We start from the raw sequence: 15,501 nt of genomic DNA on the forward strand, positions 1-15,501 counted from the left end.
GGGTGATGCGCGATGCTTTGAATCTGTTGATGACTCCTGTGGGAGCGAGCCTGCTCGCGAAGGCGTCGTGTCAGTCAACGTTTATGTTGAATGTGCTACCGCATTCGCGAGCAGGCTCGCTCCCACATTTGGACTGTGTACAGGTCCAGCCAGGATGAGTTGTGCCGCTTTCTCGGCAATCATCAGCGTAGGCGAACACGTGTTACCCGAGGTAATGCGCGGCATGATCGACGCATCGGCAATGCGCAAACCGGGCACGCCGTGGACGCGCAGTTGCGCATCGACCACCGCATCGCCGTCATTGCCCATGCGGCAGGTGCCGACCGGATGGAAAATCGTCGTGCCGATTTTCGCTGCTGCTTGCTGCAACTCTGCTTCGCTTTGCAGGCTGGCGCCGGGCAGATATTCCACCGGTTTGAACGCTTGCAGGGCAGGGGCGCTGACGATGCGGCGGGTCAGGCGAATCGCATCAGCCGCGACGCGTAAATCTTCTGGATGACTGAGGTAGTTGGGCTGAATCAACGGCGCTTCCTGCGGATCCACCGAACGAATATCGATGCGTCCACGACTCTGCGGACGCAAATCGCAAACTGAGGCGGTGAAGGCAGGGAAGCTGTGCAACGGTTCGCCAAAACGCTCCAGCGACAATGGCTGCACGTGGTACTCAAGATTCGCCGAGGTCTGCTCCGGCCCCGAACGCGCAAACGCGCCCAACTGACTCGGCGCCATCGACAGCGGCCCGCTGCGGTCATACAAGTAACGCAGGCCCATGCCCATCTTGCCCCACACGCTGCCGGCGATCTGGTTCAGTGTGCGCGCATTTTCCAGCTTGTAGATCAGGCGCAATTGCAGGTGATCCTGCAGGTTGCCGCCGACGCCTGGCAGCTCATGAATCACGCCGATACCGAGGCGTTCGAGCAGTGGGCGCGGGCCAATCCCGGAGCGCTGCAAAATGCTTGGTGATCCGACCGCGCCGGCACACAGGACGATCTCCTTGCGCGCCTTGAACTGCTTGGTCTGACCTTCATGACGGGCACTGACTTTTGTTGCGCGACCGTCCTCAAGCAACACCCGATCCACCTCAACCCCGGTCAGCACCGTCAGATTCGCCCGGTCACGCACCGGTTTCAAAAACGCCTTCGCCGCGTTCCAGCGCACCCCGGATTTTTGATTGACCTGAAAGTAGCCGCAACCTTCGTTGTCGCCCTGATTGAAGTCGTCGATGCTGGCGATGCCGCTCTGCTCGGCGGCACTGCGAAACGCATCCAGAATCGGCCACGACAGGCGCTGCTGTTCAACCCGCCACTCACCCTTGGCGCCGTGAAATTCAGCCGCGCCGGCAAAATGGTTTTCGCTCTGTTTGAACAGCGGCAACACGTCATTCCAGGCCCAGCCCGGATTGCCCTCGGCCGCCCAGCCATCGTAGTCGTTGGCCTGGCCGCGCATGTAGATCATGCCGTTGATGGACGAACAACCGCCCAGCACTTTACCGCGCGGATAGCTCAGCTCGCGGCCGTTGAGACCGGGTTGTTCTTCGGTCTTGAAGCACCAGTCGGTGCGCGGGTTACCGATGCAGAACAGGTAACCGACAGGAATGTGAATCCACGCATAGTTGTCGCGCCCGCCGGCTTCGAGCAACAGCACGCGCTGCTGCGCATCTGCCGACAGTCGATTGGCCAGCAAGCACCCGGCAGGGCCGGCGCCGACCACGATGTAGTCGTATTCATCGAGGGAAGTCTGCATTCCCTGACCTCGCTTTTTGTTTTTATTGTCGGACACTCTAGTTGTTAGCTTTCGTTAAAAGAATGTTAGTTTTTGCGCAGCCGCTGTGCGTTTTCAAACAGCCTGCATAGACCATAGCCGACAAGGACACGCCATGTTCGACTGGAACGACCTGCGGTTTTTTCTCGAACTGCAACGCAGCGGCCGCCTGCTCACCGCCGCCCGCCGCCTCAACACCACCCACGCCACCGTCGCCCGCCATATCGAAGCCATCGAAAAAAGCCTCGGCACCGCGTTGTTCGTCCAGCATGCGCAAGGCTACGAAATGACCCCGGCGGGGGAAGCGTTGCTTAAACATGCTGAGGCGATGGAAAACGTTGCCTTGCTGGCGCAGGAAGAGATCACCCAATCCACCGCGCCACTGGGCAAGATTCGTGTCGGCGTCACCGAAGGGCTGGGCATCAAGTTTCTCGCCAGCCGCATGATCGGCTTGTTCGAGCGCTATCCGGGATTGGAAGTGGAACTGGTCGCGGTGCCGCGCTTTGTCAGCATCCTTAACCGTGAAGCGGAAATCAGCATTCACCTCGAACGCCCGGCGGCGGACATGCTCGTCACGCGCAAACTCACGGACTATCGCCTCGCGTTGTACGCCAGCCAACGCTATCTCGATAAGGCGCCGCCGCTGCAAAGCCGCGAAGACCTCGGGCGGCATGCGTGGATCGGTTATGTCGATGATTTGCTGTTCAGCCAGGAACTGATGTTTCTCAACAGCTTCTGCCGCAGCCCTCGGGTTGTGTTCCATAGCACCAGCGTCATTGCCCAGCAGGAAGCGGCGCGGTCGGGATTGGGCATTGCGGTGTTGCCGTGCTACATGGCGTCATCTGACCCTGACCTTGTCCCATTACTGCCGGATGAAAGCATTGAGCGCAGTTACTGGATCAGCACGCGGCGCGAGTTGCACAAGTCGGTGCGGCTGCGGGTGGTCTGGGATTATGTGGTGGGGTTGTGTGAGGCGGAGCAGGGGCTTTTACGCGGTTAACCAGCTGTATCCAAATCCCCCTGTGGGAGCGAGCCTGCTCGCGAAAGCGGTGTATCTGATACGCAAATCTCGCCTGACCCACCGCCTTCGCGAGCAGGCTCGCTCCCACAGGGGTATGCGCATATCACACGAGATGTGTGTCATCTCCGGGTTGATTTATATATGGATATCCGTATATTCGGATTTCCGTATGTGATGAGCCCGTCCCATGATCACTCCCACCGAAGTCTTCAAGAGCCTCGCCGACGAAACCCGCGTCCGCGCCATGCTGCTCATCGCCGAACAAGGTGAACTCTGCGTCTGCGAGCTGATGTGCGCACTCGGCGACAGCCAACCGAAAATCAGCCGCCACCTCGCACAACTGCGCAGTAATGGCTTGCTGCTCGATCGTCGTCAGGGCAAGTGGGTCTATTACCGCCTTAACCCGGAGCTGCCAGCGTGGGTGCGCGAAATCCTGCAGGTGACGTCCAGGGCCAACGCCGATTGGCTCAAAGACAACACTGCCCGTCTGCAAAACATGGATGGCCGTCCTGTCCGTGAAACCGCCTGCTGCTAAGGAGCAAACCATGCGAATCCTGTTCATGTGCACGGCCAACAGCTGCCGCAGCATTCTCTCTGAAGCCATGTTCAATCACTTGGCGCCCGCCGGGTTTGAAGCGGTCAGTGCCGGCAGTTTTCCCAAAGGCCAAGTCCTGCCGCGCAGCCTGTTGACCCTGCAAAAGCATGGCATCGCTATCGATGGCTTGCACAGCAAGGGCAACGATGCCTTCGAAAGCAACCCGCCGGACATCGTCATCACCGTGTGCGACAAAGCCGCTGGCGAGGTCTGCCCGGTGTATTTCGGCCCGGCGCTGAAATCCCATTGGGGGCTGGAAGATCCCTCCGAAGTGAAGGGCGACGAAGCCACTGTCGACGCGGCTTTTCACGCGACCCTTATGCGCATCGGCCAACGCTGTCAGGCCTTCCTCGATCTGCCTTTCCACTCGCTCAGCCGCGACCAACTCAAGGCTGAGCTCGACCGCATCGGCGCGCTTTAAGGAGGATTTATGTCCGAACTGCCCAACCTCGATCTCAATCTGTTCGATAACGCCAAACCGTCGCAAGCGGGCGTGCACAAACCGCGCATCCTGCTGCTCTACGGCTCGACCCGCGAACGCTCCTTCAGCCGTTTGCTGGTAGAGGAGGCCGCGCGCCTGCTCGAACATTTCGGCGCTGAAACGCGCATCTTCAATCCGTCCGGCCTGCCACTGCCCGACGACGTTCCGGTCGACCATCCCAAAGTGCAGGAACTGCGCGATCTGGTGCTGTGGTCGGAAGGCCAGGTCTGGTGCTCACCCGAACGCCATGGCGCGATGTCCGCTGTGTTCAAGGCGCAGATCGACTGGGTGCCGCTGGAACTCGGCGCGGTACGCCCGACCCAGGGTAAAACCCTGGCCGTGATGCAAGTCTGCGGCGGTTCGCAGTCGTTCAACGTGGTCAACCAGTTGCGCGTACTAGGCCGCTGGATGCGCATGTTCACCATCCCCAACCAATCCTCGGTGCCCAAGGCCTACATGGAGTTCGACGACACCGGGCGGATGAAACCGTCGCCGTTCTACGATCGTGTGGTCGATGTGATGGAAGAGCTGGTGAAGTTCACCGTGCTGCTGCGCGATCAACAGGCGCATCTGGTCGACCGCTACTCCGAGCGCAAGGAAAGTGCTGAGCAACTGATGGCGCGGGTCAACCAACGTTCGATTTAAGGCCGTCCCGTAGCGAGGGTCGGCCGCGTTCACGTGCGGCAACGGCGGGCGCAATCCAGCTTTGATTGATGGTGATCAACCTTGTGTCGGTCAGTTCGGCGCAGCCTTGGAAAGGTGCTGAACTCAGTGCAAACACCTGCACAGGAGTCTCGATCATGGCCATGATGAAAGCGGCGATATTCGTCGAAAAGAATCGCATCGTGCTGGATGACAAACCGATCCCCGAGGTTGGCCCGCTGGACGCGCTGGTGCGTATCACCACCACGACAATCTGCGGCACCGACGTACATATCCTGCGTGGCGAGTATCCGGTGGCCAAAGGTTTGACCGTCGGTCACGAACCGGTGGGCGTGATCGAGAAGCTCGGCTCACAGGTGCGCGGATTTTTCGAAGGCCAACGGGTGATTGCCGGCGCCATCACCCCCAGCGGCCAAAGCTACGCCTGTCTGTGCGGCTGCGGCTCCCAGGACGGGCCGGACACTCGCCACGGTTTTCGCGCCACCGGCGGCTGGAAATTCGGCAACATCATCGATGGCTGCCAGGCGGAGTACGTCTTGGTGCCCGATGCCTTGGCCAACCTGTGTCCGATCCCCGATGGGCTGAGTGACGAACAGGTGCTGATGTGCCCGGACATCATGTCCACCGGGTTCTCCGGCGCCGAACGTGGTGAAGTCAGTATCGGCGACAGCGTTGCGGTATTCGCGCTGGGGCCTATCGGCCTGTGCGCGGTGGCCGGGGCGCGGCTCAAGGGCGCGAGCGTGATCATTGGTGTCGACGCGGTGGCCGAGCGCATGAGTGTCGCGCGGCAGTTGGGCGCGACCCATGTGGTCAATTTCAAGGACGGCGACGTGGTCGAGCAAATCATGGCGTTGACCGATGGGCGCGGCGTGGATGTGTCCATCGAAGCCTTGGGCACCCAAGGCACGTTCGAGTCTGCGTTGCGGGTGTTACGCCCGGGCGGACGCCTGTCGAGTCTGGGGGTTTACGCATCGGACCTGCGCATTCCCTACGATGCCTTCGCGGCAGGGCTGGGCGATTACAGCATCGTCAGCACCCTGTGCCCCGGCGGCAAGGAACGCATGCGCCGGTTGATGGCGGTGGTGCAAAGCGGTGGTGTCGATCTGTCGCCGCTGGTGACCCACCACTTCAAACTCGACGATATCGAAGCCGCGTATGAACTGTTCGCGCATCAGCGCGATGGGGTGATGAAGGTAGCGATCACGCCGTAATCGGCAACGCGCCCCGCAACGTTTAAAGGTGCGGGGCGCAGGAATGTCGCTACAGACTCAGGCGATGAATGACTTGATGGGCATCATCAGGATCGCTGTGGGTTTCAAAGCCCAGTGATCGGGCGAGGTCGCGCATGGCCGTGTTGCTGGCGGAATCCACCGAATACAGATGCTTGAAACCGTTGTGCCGGGCAGCCTTGATCAAATGTTCCATCAGCAACGTGGCCAGGCCCAGGTGCATCCACTCATCGGCGACCGTGACGGCGCATTCACAGTCCTGTTCGCCCGTGGCGGCGTAGCGGCTGATGCCGATCTCGATCAATTCGCCATTTTCGTGAACCAGTGCGATGAAGGCCGCGCGTTGTTTGTAATCGACGTCCATCAACTGATCGAGCAACGCGGTGCCCGGCTCACTGATCTGCGCAAGAAAGCGCAGGTGTCGGGACTCGGGCGACAAGCGCTTGATGAACGCGTATTCGCGTTCGCGATCCTCGGCGGCCAGGGCACGGACCAAGACGTGGCGGCCATCCCTGAGCGACTCGATCCAGTATTCACCTAGGTGCGCGGCATAGGCCGGCGCCGCGCGGTCATTGTGGTCTTTGACAGTGAGCATGAGATGAGCCTCCATCGGGGCTGAACGAGCAACGCGCAGGAGAGTGCGCTGAGTCTGTTCTACACCGATGTCAGCCCCGGAAGCTGATCTGGATCAGATTCCGACGCGCGGCCACTGTTTTACCGGACGGTGGCGCTCCTGGCGCCGCGACAGGCTCAGCCCTTAGACGGCTCGCGGGTGCTGCGTTGCGATGCGGGGCGCGGTTGCCCGTCAGGGATCGACAAGGTCGCACGCAGGCCGCCCTCAGCGCGGTTGACCAGAGTGATTCGTCCGCCCAACTGCGTGGCAATGGTGTTGACGATGGTCAGTCCCAGCCCCGCACCGTGGGCATTGCCGCGACTGTAGAAGCGTTCGAACAAGCGTGCCCGGTCCGTTTCATCAATGCCCGGCCCCTGATCTTCAACGCTCAAGTGATAGAAACCCTCGGCCTGACTGAGCAGCACGGTGATCACACCGTGTTCGGGGGAGAAGTTCGCAGCGTTGGTGATCAGGTTGTTCAGGGCAATGTCGATCGTGCCGGGGCTGGCCATGATGTTGAACGGCTGGGCGCTGTCTTCGAAGGCCAATTCCAGGTGCTTGCTCAGCAACCATGGCGTCAGCTGCACCAGGCTGTTGCGCACGGTTTCGCTGAGGTCGATGGGTTGCAGCGGCGGTGGATTGGGTTTTGGTTCCAGGCGCGCCATGGTCAGCAACTGGTTGACCAGACGACTGGTGCGGTCGACCCCGGCGATCAGAAACGCCAGCGACTCGCGGCGTTCCTGCTCGGTGCCGGCCTCCTGCAGGTTCTGCGCATGCACGCGCAGCACCGCCAGCGGCGTACGCATCTCGTGGGCGGCGTCGGCGATAAAGCGCCGTTCACGGCCGAGCACTTCCTGGATCTGCGCGAGCATGCGGTTGAGCGCTGCCTGCATCGGTTCCAGCTCACTGGGCAGCGGCGCCAGTTGCAACGGTTCCAGCGAACCGCTGTGACGGGCGCGCAAGGTCTCGGCCATGTTCGCCAAGGGCTTGAGGCCCCAGCCGATGGCCAGCCAGACCATCGCCGCGAGCAGCAGGCTGCCGACCACGTTCGGCCACAGCGTGTGGCGGACGATGCGGTCGACCAGATCGGCGCGCACATCGTCGCGTTCACCGACCCAGATGCGCAGGCCGTTCTGTTTGTCCTCAAGGAGAAAGGCGCGCCAGTGCCGATTGTTCAGATCCACCACGTCGCTGAAGCCGGGCTGAGTCGGTGGCGCCCTGAAGGACGGTGCGCTGGCGGTGTGCACCAACACATCACCGGCAGGATTCCACACCTGAAAAGCGATTTTGCGTTCGTAAGGATGACCTTCGCCGCGCGGCACCGCTTCGCCCAGCGCCGAGTTGAACGCCTGGTACAGTTCGGCGTGCTGTTTGCTGGCCAAGGGCATGCGCATCACGCCTTGCAGCAGGCGCGCGTTCTGCGCCAATTGCGCGTCGTAGACTTCGGCGATTTCGTGGTTGCTGTCGTGCAGGTTGAAGGTGCTGAGCACCGCGAGACCGGCCAGCAACAGGCCGATGATCAAGGTCAGCGTGCGGCGGCGGATCGAGGTCATCGACGCTCCTCCACCAGATAACCGACACCGCGAATGGTGCGGATCAGGTCGGTGGAAAACTTCTTGCGCAAGTGGTGGATGTGCACTTCGAGGGTGTTGCTTTCGGCTTCTTCGTTCCAGCCGTAAAGCAGCTGCATCAGTTGATCGCGGGTCATGACCCGGCCCGGCGGTGATAGCAGTTCGTGCAGCAACTGATATTCCTTGGGCGTCAGGGCCACGGGCTGGCCCTGATAGCTGACTTGCTGGGTGCCGGGGTTGAGGCTGATGCCGGCATGCTCGATCAACGCCTGGGCGCGCCCGGCACTGCGCCGCAACAAGGCGCGCAAGCGTGCCTTGAGTTCGTCCAGGTCGAACGGTTTGATCAGGTAGTCGTCGGCCCCGGCGTCAAGCCCGGCGATGCGATCTTCGGTGGCGTCACGGGCGGTCAGAATCAGCACCGGCAGATTCGAACCGCTGTCGCGCAGGCGGCGCAGCACTTGCAGGCCGTCCATGCGCGGCAGACCGAGATCCAGCACGGCGACATCGAAGGTTTCGCTGAGCAGCGCATGCAACGCACTGCTGCCGTCCTTGAGCCAGTCGACGGTGTAACCCTCGCGGCCCAGCGCCTGATGAATGCCTTCACCCAGCGCGACGTCATCCTCAACCAGTAATAAACGCACGCGGACTCCTGTCAGTCGAGTTTCTTGTTCACGTCCATCAGCAGGGCGGCGATCTCTTTGCGGCGCCCGGCATCGGCACTTTCCCGGCCCGGGCGCGGCGCGGCTTGCTGAGCTTTGATCAGCGCTGCTTTGGCTTCAGCGTAGCGCTTCTGACGGTAGAGGTGATCGCCCCAGAAGTACAGGCTGTCGATGCCGTTGGGGTTGAGTTGCAAGGCTTGCTTGAGCAGTTGCTCGGCCTTGTCGATGTCGCCGAAGCCGATGGGCCAGCCGGGCACACGGTCATACAGCGCGGCGAGGCTGGTGTAGGCCGAGCCTTGCAGGGCTTTGGGGTCGAGGGTCAAGGATTTTTCCAGATCGGCCTTGGCGTCCTTGGCTTTGCCCAGAGCGCCGAGTCCGCCTTCGGCACCGGCCCAACTGCTGGTGACGATGCCTTTCCAGATCCACGCTTCGGCCACCGCCGGGCGTTGCGTGGTGAACGTGTTGGCCTCGTTGGCCAATTGTTCGAACGCGGCGGCGCGCTGTTTTTCCGCCACTTCATATTGGATGTGCGCCCAGCTCTGCTGGATGCCCTCGAGACGTTGCTGGTCGGCCGGTTCCAGCGCCCAGACGCTTTGACTGAGGGCGGCGAGCAACAGGCATGCGGATAGTTTTTTCATGGCTTTGGCGACTCGTTGTCAGGTTTTTCACTGAGGCGGCGGATCAGCGGCAACTGCTTGCGCAGGCCTCGATCGACCAGATGCGGGAGCAGATTGTTCAGGCGGACGAAGAAGCGTTCCGGCCAGCCCAGGTAGAGGTCGCGACGATCACCGGCAATTGCATGGATCACCGCCGAAGCCACGGTTTGCGGATCGTCGACGTTCGCCTTGAGTGCGTCGTTCAACGCTTGTGCGGCGGCGCTGTTCATCGAGGTGCGCGTGGCGCGCGGCGCGACGTACAGCACGCTGACCCGGGTGTCAGCGAGCTCCCGGCGCAGCGCCTCGGAAAATCCGCGCAAAGCAAACTTGGTCGCGCAGTAACTGGCGTAACCCGGGTAGCCGATCGAGCCGTAGGTCGAGCCGACGTTGACCACCATGGCGCTGTCGGCCTGCTTGAGCAGCGGCAACAGCAGTTTGGTCAGGCACATCGGCGCACTGATGTTCACCGCCAGCATCGCGTTGATGTCGCTGTCATCCAGCTGTTCGAGCATGGCGAAGTGATTGACCCCGGCGGCGTTGATCAGCAGGTTGATGCCACCGATGGCTTCGGCGGCGACCAGCACTTTGCGCCGGTCGCTGAGGAAGGTCAGGTCGGCCGCGACCCAGCACAACGACTCGGGATAGCGCTTGAGTAGCGGCAGCAGTGCCTCTTGATGCCGCGCCACCGCGAGCACGTGGGCACCGGCAGCGCACAAGGTTTCGGCGATGGCCAGACCGATGCCGCCACTGGCACCGGTCAGCACCACCCGCGCATCACGCAGCTGCATGTTGAGCCTCCGCGTCACGCGGCAAGCCACGGAACATGTCGGTGTACAGGCGATAGACGACTTTCGAGGCATGGATCACGGCGGCTTGATCGGCAGGATCTTCGAGCTGATTCATCAGCCGCCGATAGGTTTGCATGTGCTCGATGTCGAGCGAACCGTGGGAACTCAGATAACTGAACGCCGTTTCCGGCAACGCCAGGCGCTCGCGAATGCTGCCCGCCGCGTGAGTGGCCAGGGCGATGCTGGTGCCTTCGAGCACATTGACCATGCCGAACAGACCCACCGGATTGCCCCGGGCGATCAGGTCGTAAAGGAAGCTGACCATCAGCTCGATCGACAACGACGGCTGACCGTCGCGCACCGCATCGCGATCGCCGCCACACGCGGCGATGTCGTTGAGCACCCAGTGCTCATGGCCGTACTCGTCTTCGATGTACTCGGCCACCGCTTTGCGCAGCCATTCCAGACGCGACGGCAGGCGTGCACCGCAAGCCATCATCAGCGGCACGGTGTGGCGCACGTGGTAATACGCTTGCGCGAGAAATGCCCGATAGCTGTCGAGGCTGACCGTGCCTTGCAGGGCATCGACGATGATCGGCAGGTTGAACAGTGCGTGGCGTTCCTGTTGCGTGGCTTCTTGCAGGGTGTCAAAAAAACTCATGATGCGGACTCCTCGGAAACAGCGGATTCGGTCAATTGCGCGTGGTACTGCGCGACGATGGCGTCGCGGCGTGGGCGGCCATTGGCGGTGAGCAAGCCATTGGCGGCGCTGAAGGGGTGCGGCAGGCGCGTCCACTGATGCACCTGGGCGTAATCGGGCAAAGCCTCGTTGGCTTCGGCGACGGCAGCGGCCAGTTCGGCGTCGGTGCAGTCCGGGCGATGCGGCCAGAGCAGGGCGTGATTGCGCGGCAAGGCCTCGCCGTAAACGAACGCCTGGGCGATGTGGCGGCGCTGGGTCAGCTCGGACTCGACCCATTCCGGGTTGACGTTGCGCCCGAAACTGGTGACGAACTGGTGCTTCTTGCGGCCCTTGAGATAGAGAAAACCTTCCGGGTCGAACTCGCCCAGATCGCCGCTCGGCCACCATTCCTCGGCGTACGGCGCGTCGCCCAGATAACCGAGCAGTGTCGAGCCCTTGATCAGCACTTCGCCGTCCTCGGCCAGCCGCACTTCGACATGCGGCAACGGTCGGCCGACGCTGCCGGGGCGGCGCGCACCGGGTCGATTGAGGCACACCACCGAGGCGCATTCGGACAGGCCGTAACCTTCATAAACCGGCAGCCCGACTCGTTGCGCGCGATGCAGCAGATCCCCCGAGACCCGCGCACCGCCGACAGCGGCAAAGCGCAGGGTTTGCGGGTCGAAGGCTTTCTGCTCGGCGGCGCTGACCAGTAACAGCAGCAACTGCGGCACCAGGATCAGACTCTCCGGTGCACGGCTGGCCAGATAACCGAGCAGACGCGGAATCTCGACGCCGCTGGCGCCCTGAATGCCGAGGGTTTTCTGGCTCGGCAAACTCAACATGGCGCCGGCATACAGCACGGCGTAACAGCCGAGGTTCTCCAGCAGAATCGCCAACGGCAACAGCGCCAGATGATGCTGCGGACCGGTCACTTCGCTGGCCTGATGCAGCTCCCGTGCAACGCGCAGCAGGCTCTCGGCGCTCAGGCACACACCTTTCGGCGTGCCGGTGGTGCCGGAGGTGAAGGTGAGTTTTGCGGTACCGGCCGGCATGCGACTGGGGCCACTGAACGAACGGCACCAGAACTCGCCACGTTGTTCATAGCCGGCCGCGAGCAGTTCTGCGTCCAATTCTGGCTCGGCGATCACCCGTTCGGCCTGGCTCTGTTCCAGACAATGGGTGCGCTGCGCCGCAGTGAAAAACGGCGGCAGCGTCACGCAGGTCAGGCCTTCGAACAGCACAGCCAGATCCCAGAGCATCGCGTCGACGCCGTTGTCCAACGCCAGCGCAATCACCTGCGCCTGCTCATCGCGCAGGCGCTCTTGGCGATAGAGCACCTCGGCATACAGGGTGGCGTAATCGAGTTTCAGCGTGTCGCCCCACAGGGCGGTCGCGTTGTCATTGCGCCGGGCATGGTCGCGCAGGGTTTCCTGGAAGCGTTGCAGGTCAAGCGACATGGCAGGCTCCTTCAATCGAGCCCGGCAAACCCAGGCGGGCAAACAGGCCGATATTGCGCAAATGGACGAACCCGGCGCGGATGTTGCCGACGTGCACCCAAGGTTTACTTTCGTAATAACTGCCCCAGTGTTGACGCTCGTCACCCAATCGTTCCGGGTCAGCGGCGCACAATGTCACTGGCTTCAGACCCAGGCGATGGAAGCTGTTGACCAGTCCGATGTTGCCGGTGAACGTCACCCATTCCAGGCCGCCCATGGCCAGCAGGTAGGTGATGGCGATGATGCTCAGGCGCGCGCTGCCGGTGTCGCTGGCGGCGAGGTTGCCGACTTCGACGATGGCGCTGCGTTCGACCGGACGATCCGCCGCCGCACTGATCAACGGCTCGATCGGCTCATCCAGATAGCGCTCAAGGAACAGTGATTCCAGATGCGCGCGACGCACCCCGGCCACGGCACACAACTCGCCATCGCCGTTGTGCATGCCGAACAGCTCGGGCATGAAGTGGCGGATATCGGCGCCATGGGCCTTGCGAAAACGTTGCTGGATAAAGGCTTCGAACGGCTCTCGCAGGGCATCGTCGGGCCGGGCGCCGGTCAACGTCATCTGCGGCGTTTCGGCTTGACCGAAGCGCAGGGGCAGGGGGATGTTCCAGTCAAATTCGGGCATGGGCAGAACGCCTCCCTCAATAGGTTTGAGGCGAGTATCGGAGGCATTTCTTAACGAAGTCTGAAGGTGAAAAAAGGTTAACCTGAGGGTCTGTCTTCAGACTCTCTTAAGACTGGGCGGGCAGGGTAACGCCGTCGGTTCGCCCAACAACCGGAGCGAGGCGGTCGAACGAATCGGCCGTCACTCACGACAATCAAGAGGCGCAGCTTATGTCCCGCGACATCGCCGTAACCCGTTACGGAAAACTCTCAATCACCCTGCACTGGCTGATGCTGGCGCTGTTTGTCGGCGTCTACGCCTGCGTCGAAATCAAGGGCTACCTGCCCAAGGGCAGCGAAGCACGCGGCTTGCTGATGGGCTTCCACGGCCTGTTCGGCGCGAGCATCTTCGCCCTCGTCTGGCTCCGCCTGCTCGGCCGCCTCAGCCCACGCCCGCCGATCACCCCCAAGCCACCGGCGTGGCAGACCGGCATCGCGCACCTGACACACCTGGCACTGTACGGCCTGATGATCGCCACGCCGATCCTCGCCTGGCTGATGCTCGCCGCCGCCGACAAACCGTTCCCGTACTTCGGCTTCCACGTCCCGGCGCCCGTGGCCATCGACCCGGACTTCGGCAAACAACTGAAGTACTGGCATGAACTGATTGGCAGCACCGGCTACTGGCTGATCGGGCTGCACGCGCTGGCGGGGTTGTTCCACCATTATTGGGTGCGGGATAACACCCTCGTGCGGATGCTGCCGGGCCGCACCGAATAACCCTGATCCACTACAACCCCTGTGGGAGCGAGCCTGCTCGCGAAAGCGGTGTGTCAGCCTACGATGATATTGGCTGACACGGCCTCTTCGCGAGCAGGCTCGCTCCCACAGTTTTTTGTGGTGCCTGGCAGAGCGGGGCAGTTGCCGGAGCCGCACTTCGCGTCCACTCTATGACCTGCCGACAAGGAGCGTCCGCCGACCCTCCGTCGTGACCACAGGGAGCTTGCAGCATGAGCGAAGACAACAAGGTAAAAGGCCCGGCGTCGTACTTCCCCTCCATCGAGAAAAAATACGGCCAGCCCATCGAACACTGGCTAAACCTGCTCGCCAGCATCACCGACAAGAAACACATGGAACTGGTGGCGTGGCTCAAGGAAGAACATGGCATGGGCCATGGTCATGCCAACGCATTGGTTGCGCATCATCTGGCGGGTAAAAAGTGAGGGCAGGGCAGCGATGAATTTCTCCCACCGGCCAGTGACGGCCGACGACGTCAACACCCTCTGCAGCTTTCCCCAGGGCGAACAAGAACTGTTCTTCATGTTCCCTAAAGCCAACTTCCCGCTGACGGAAGAGCAAATGCACAGCGCAATCAGCCAGCGCTTCGACTCCACGGCTTTTCTGGCCAACGGCGAATTCGTCGGCTTCGCCAACTTCTACCGCGCTGAGCACGATGGCATCTGCTGCATCGGCAACGTCATCGTCGCACCCTACGCCCGAGGTCAGGGGGTTGCGCGATACATCGTTGAGACCATGACCGCAGCGGGGTTCGAAAAATACCAGGCCAAGGAAGTGCAACTGTCTTGCTTCAATGAAAACACCGCAGGCCTGCTGCTTTACCCAAAACTTGGCTTCGTGCCGTACTCCATCGAAGAGCGCCCGGCGCCGGGTGGCAAACGTTCAGCCCTCATCAACATGAAACGCCACCGACCCTAACCATCCCCCAATCCCTGTGGGAGCCGGGCTTGCCCGCGAAGACGCCAGCCCGGCCGCCCCAAGCCCCGAGCCCAACACAAAACCTGTGGGAGTGAGCCTGCTCGCGATAACGCCAGCCCAGCCACAGCAAGTCTCGCGCCGACCACAAATCCCCTGTGGGAGCGAGCCTGCTCGCGAAGTCGCCCACCCAGTCACCCCATCAACCACTGACCGAAATAAACAGTAAAAGCCACCACTGTTTAAACGAAGCCTCAAGTAACCACCGAAACCCTACAACGCCTTGCGCCGTTACCTACGACTAAGCCAGAATCCGCCGGCTTGTGCGTCTAGGTCGCGGGTTCTATCGTCTGTCGGTCGCTGAAAAACAGCGATCGGGTTTGGTAGCCCTGAGTTTTCGTAGATTGCATAAGCATCATGATTCGCAGTGTCTGTTCGACACGGCTTTATGGTGGTCATGCACAGGGCGTCTTCGGGCGCGCCGGTTTTCTACGTCCCGGTCTACCAACCTGCGCATGGCCGCCACCCTCGTTTGGTAGCGAGAGTGATGGCTCCTTTTTTTGACGTAGGAGCTTCATCAATGATCAAACCAACACCCAACCCACCCGAAACCGACCCCACATCCCCCTACGAATCCCCCGATTCCAAGCGATTCCACGAAGCCGCCGAACGCGCCCTCGACCACTACCTCAAACCCGCCAGCCAAATCATGGCCAGCACCCAACAACCCGAACGCATGTACCTCGCCAACCCGAAGTACAACAGCGAATCCCTGCTCGCCAACGCCAGCGAAACCCTCGGCTCCGCCAGCGAAATGCTCCTCAACTTCGCCGCCATGCTCGACACCCCCCACCGCAAAACCGCACTGGGCATCGCCCAAGTCGTGATGCTCGGCGAAATCGCCGTCAACCAAGCGCTGGATAACGTCGAAATCGCCAGCTAACCCCCACCCCGACGAGGGGAAACC

At 61.8% G+C, this 15,501-nt stretch carries 18 protein-coding genes; 9 read left to right on the top strand and 9 right to left on the bottom strand.

Features of this window, described 5'->3' with window-relative positions; genetic code table 11:
- Nucleotides 1-81: 81 nt before the first annotated feature.
- Nucleotides 82-1,743, bottom strand: coding sequence for a GMC family oxidoreductase (locus AB4N44_RS28675; protein ID WP_460111005.1), 1,662 nt, complete (start codon nucleotides 1,741-1,743; stop codon nucleotides 82-84).
- A 133-nt stretch (nucleotides 1,744-1,876) separates the two neighbouring features.
- Here AB4N44_RS28675 and AB4N44_RS28680 point away from each other — a divergent pair, with 133 nt between their 5' ends.
- The 5 genes from AB4N44_RS28680 (at nucleotide 1,877) to AB4N44_RS28700 (ending at nucleotide 5,732) form a co-directional block, all read left to right on the top strand.
- Complete coding sequence (locus tag AB4N44_RS28680) at nucleotides 1,877-2,761, top strand: LysR family transcriptional regulator (RefSeq protein WP_123593896.1); 885 nt, start codon at nucleotides 1,877-1,879, stop codon at nucleotides 2,759-2,761.
- Between the two features lie 208 nt (nucleotides 2,762-2,969).
- Nucleotides 2,970-3,317 (top strand): metalloregulator ArsR/SmtB family transcription factor, encoded by a 348-nt coding sequence (locus AB4N44_RS28685; protein WP_460111003.1) that lies wholly within the window; start codon nucleotides 2,970-2,972, stop codon nucleotides 3,315-3,317.
- A 10-nt stretch (nucleotides 3,318-3,327) separates the two neighbouring features.
- Entirely contained in the window at nucleotides 3,328-3,798 is a 471-nt protein-coding gene (locus tag AB4N44_RS28690; protein ID WP_460111001.1) for an arsenate reductase ArsC, read from the top strand.
- Between the two features lie 9 nt (nucleotides 3,799-3,807).
- The gene (gene arsH, locus AB4N44_RS28695; RefSeq protein WP_460110999.1) at nucleotides 3,808-4,503 is read left to right on the top strand and encodes an arsenical resistance protein ArsH; all 696 of its coding nucleotides are present in this window, start codon (nucleotides 3,808-3,810) and stop codon (nucleotides 4,501-4,503) included.
- A gap of 155 nt (nucleotides 4,504-4,658) precedes the next feature.
- Entirely contained in the window at nucleotides 4,659-5,732 is a 1,074-nt protein-coding gene (locus AB4N44_RS28700; RefSeq protein ID WP_134173893.1) for an NAD(P)-dependent alcohol dehydrogenase, read from the top strand.
- Between the two features lie 49 nt (nucleotides 5,733-5,781).
- Here AB4N44_RS28700 and AB4N44_RS28705 read toward each other — a convergent pair whose 3' ends face one another.
- The 8 genes from AB4N44_RS28705 to AB4N44_RS28740 form a co-directional block, all read right to left on the bottom strand.
- A complete protein-coding gene (locus AB4N44_RS28705) occupies nucleotides 5,782-6,345 on the bottom strand; it encodes a GNAT family N-acetyltransferase (RefSeq protein WP_455805744.1) in 564 nt (187 codons plus the stop codon).
- 155 nt (nucleotides 6,346-6,500) lie between these two features.
- Complete coding sequence (locus AB4N44_RS28710) at nucleotides 6,501-7,916, bottom strand: ATP-binding protein (protein WP_455805742.1); 1,416 nt, start codon at nucleotides 7,914-7,916, stop codon at nucleotides 6,501-6,503.
- Entirely contained in the window at nucleotides 7,913-8,575 is a 663-nt protein-coding gene (locus tag AB4N44_RS28715) for a response regulator (protein WP_007910671.1), read from the bottom strand. Before AB4N44_RS28715 ends, AB4N44_RS28710 begins: the two co-directional genes overlap by 4 nt.
- Nucleotides 8,576-8,586: 11 nt before the next feature.
- Nucleotides 8,587-9,231 carry a tetratricopeptide repeat protein gene (locus tag AB4N44_RS28720; RefSeq protein ID WP_460110996.1) on the bottom strand — a complete coding sequence of 215 codons (645 nt, stop codon included), beginning with the start codon at nucleotides 9,229-9,231 and terminating at the stop codon, nucleotides 8,587-8,589.
- Nucleotides 9,228-10,037: an SDR family oxidoreductase gene (locus AB4N44_RS28725; protein WP_460110994.1), complete on the bottom strand. Its 810-nt coding sequence runs from the start codon at nucleotides 10,035-10,037 to the stop codon at nucleotides 9,228-9,230. The genes AB4N44_RS28720 and AB4N44_RS28725 overlap by 4 nt, the downstream gene beginning before the upstream one ends.
- On the bottom strand, nucleotides 10,024-10,698 hold the full coding sequence (locus AB4N44_RS28730; protein ID WP_460158146.1) for a TenA family transcriptional regulator: 675 nt from the start codon (nucleotides 10,696-10,698) through the stop codon (nucleotides 10,024-10,026). The genes AB4N44_RS28725 and AB4N44_RS28730 overlap by 14 nt, the downstream gene beginning before the upstream one ends.
- Nucleotides 10,695-12,176 (bottom strand): AMP-binding protein, encoded by a 1,482-nt coding sequence (locus AB4N44_RS28735; RefSeq protein ID WP_460110991.1) that lies wholly within the window; start codon nucleotides 12,174-12,176, stop codon nucleotides 10,695-10,697. Before AB4N44_RS28735 ends, AB4N44_RS28730 begins: the two co-directional genes overlap by 4 nt.
- Nucleotides 12,166-12,843, bottom strand: a complete 678-nt coding sequence (locus AB4N44_RS28740) for a thermostable hemolysin (protein ID WP_460110988.1) — start codon at nucleotides 12,841-12,843, stop codon at nucleotides 12,166-12,168. Before AB4N44_RS28740 ends, AB4N44_RS28735 begins: the two co-directional genes overlap by 11 nt.
- Nucleotides 12,844-13,052: 209 nt before the next feature.
- Between AB4N44_RS28740 and AB4N44_RS28745 the strand changes: the two genes are divergently transcribed.
- The 4 genes from AB4N44_RS28745 to AB4N44_RS28760 all read left to right on the top strand — a co-directional run bounded on the left by AB4N44_RS28745 (nucleotide 13,053) and on the right by AB4N44_RS28760 (nucleotide 15,477).
- On the top strand, nucleotides 13,053-13,601 hold the full coding sequence (locus AB4N44_RS28745) for a cytochrome b (protein ID WP_460110986.1): 549 nt from the start codon (nucleotides 13,053-13,055) through the stop codon (nucleotides 13,599-13,601).
- A gap of 230 nt (nucleotides 13,602-13,831) precedes the next feature.
- Nucleotides 13,832-14,044 carry a DUF4287 domain-containing protein gene (locus AB4N44_RS28750; protein WP_150730017.1) on the top strand — a complete coding sequence of 71 codons (213 nt, stop codon included), beginning with the start codon at nucleotides 13,832-13,834 and terminating at the stop codon, nucleotides 14,042-14,044.
- Between the two features lie 13 nt (nucleotides 14,045-14,057).
- Complete coding sequence (locus tag AB4N44_RS28755) at nucleotides 14,058-14,537, top strand: GNAT family N-acetyltransferase (protein WP_123593881.1); 480 nt, start codon at nucleotides 14,058-14,060, stop codon at nucleotides 14,535-14,537.
- A 577-nt stretch (nucleotides 14,538-15,114) separates the two neighbouring features.
- Nucleotides 15,115-15,477: a DUF6124 family protein gene (locus AB4N44_RS28760; RefSeq protein WP_016982978.1), complete on the top strand. Its 363-nt coding sequence runs from the start codon at nucleotides 15,115-15,117 to the stop codon at nucleotides 15,475-15,477.
- The last annotated feature ends 24 nt before the right edge of the window (nucleotides 15,478-15,501 follow it).

The sequence above is a fragment of the Pseudomonas sp. S3_C06 genome, from assembly GCF_054667675.1.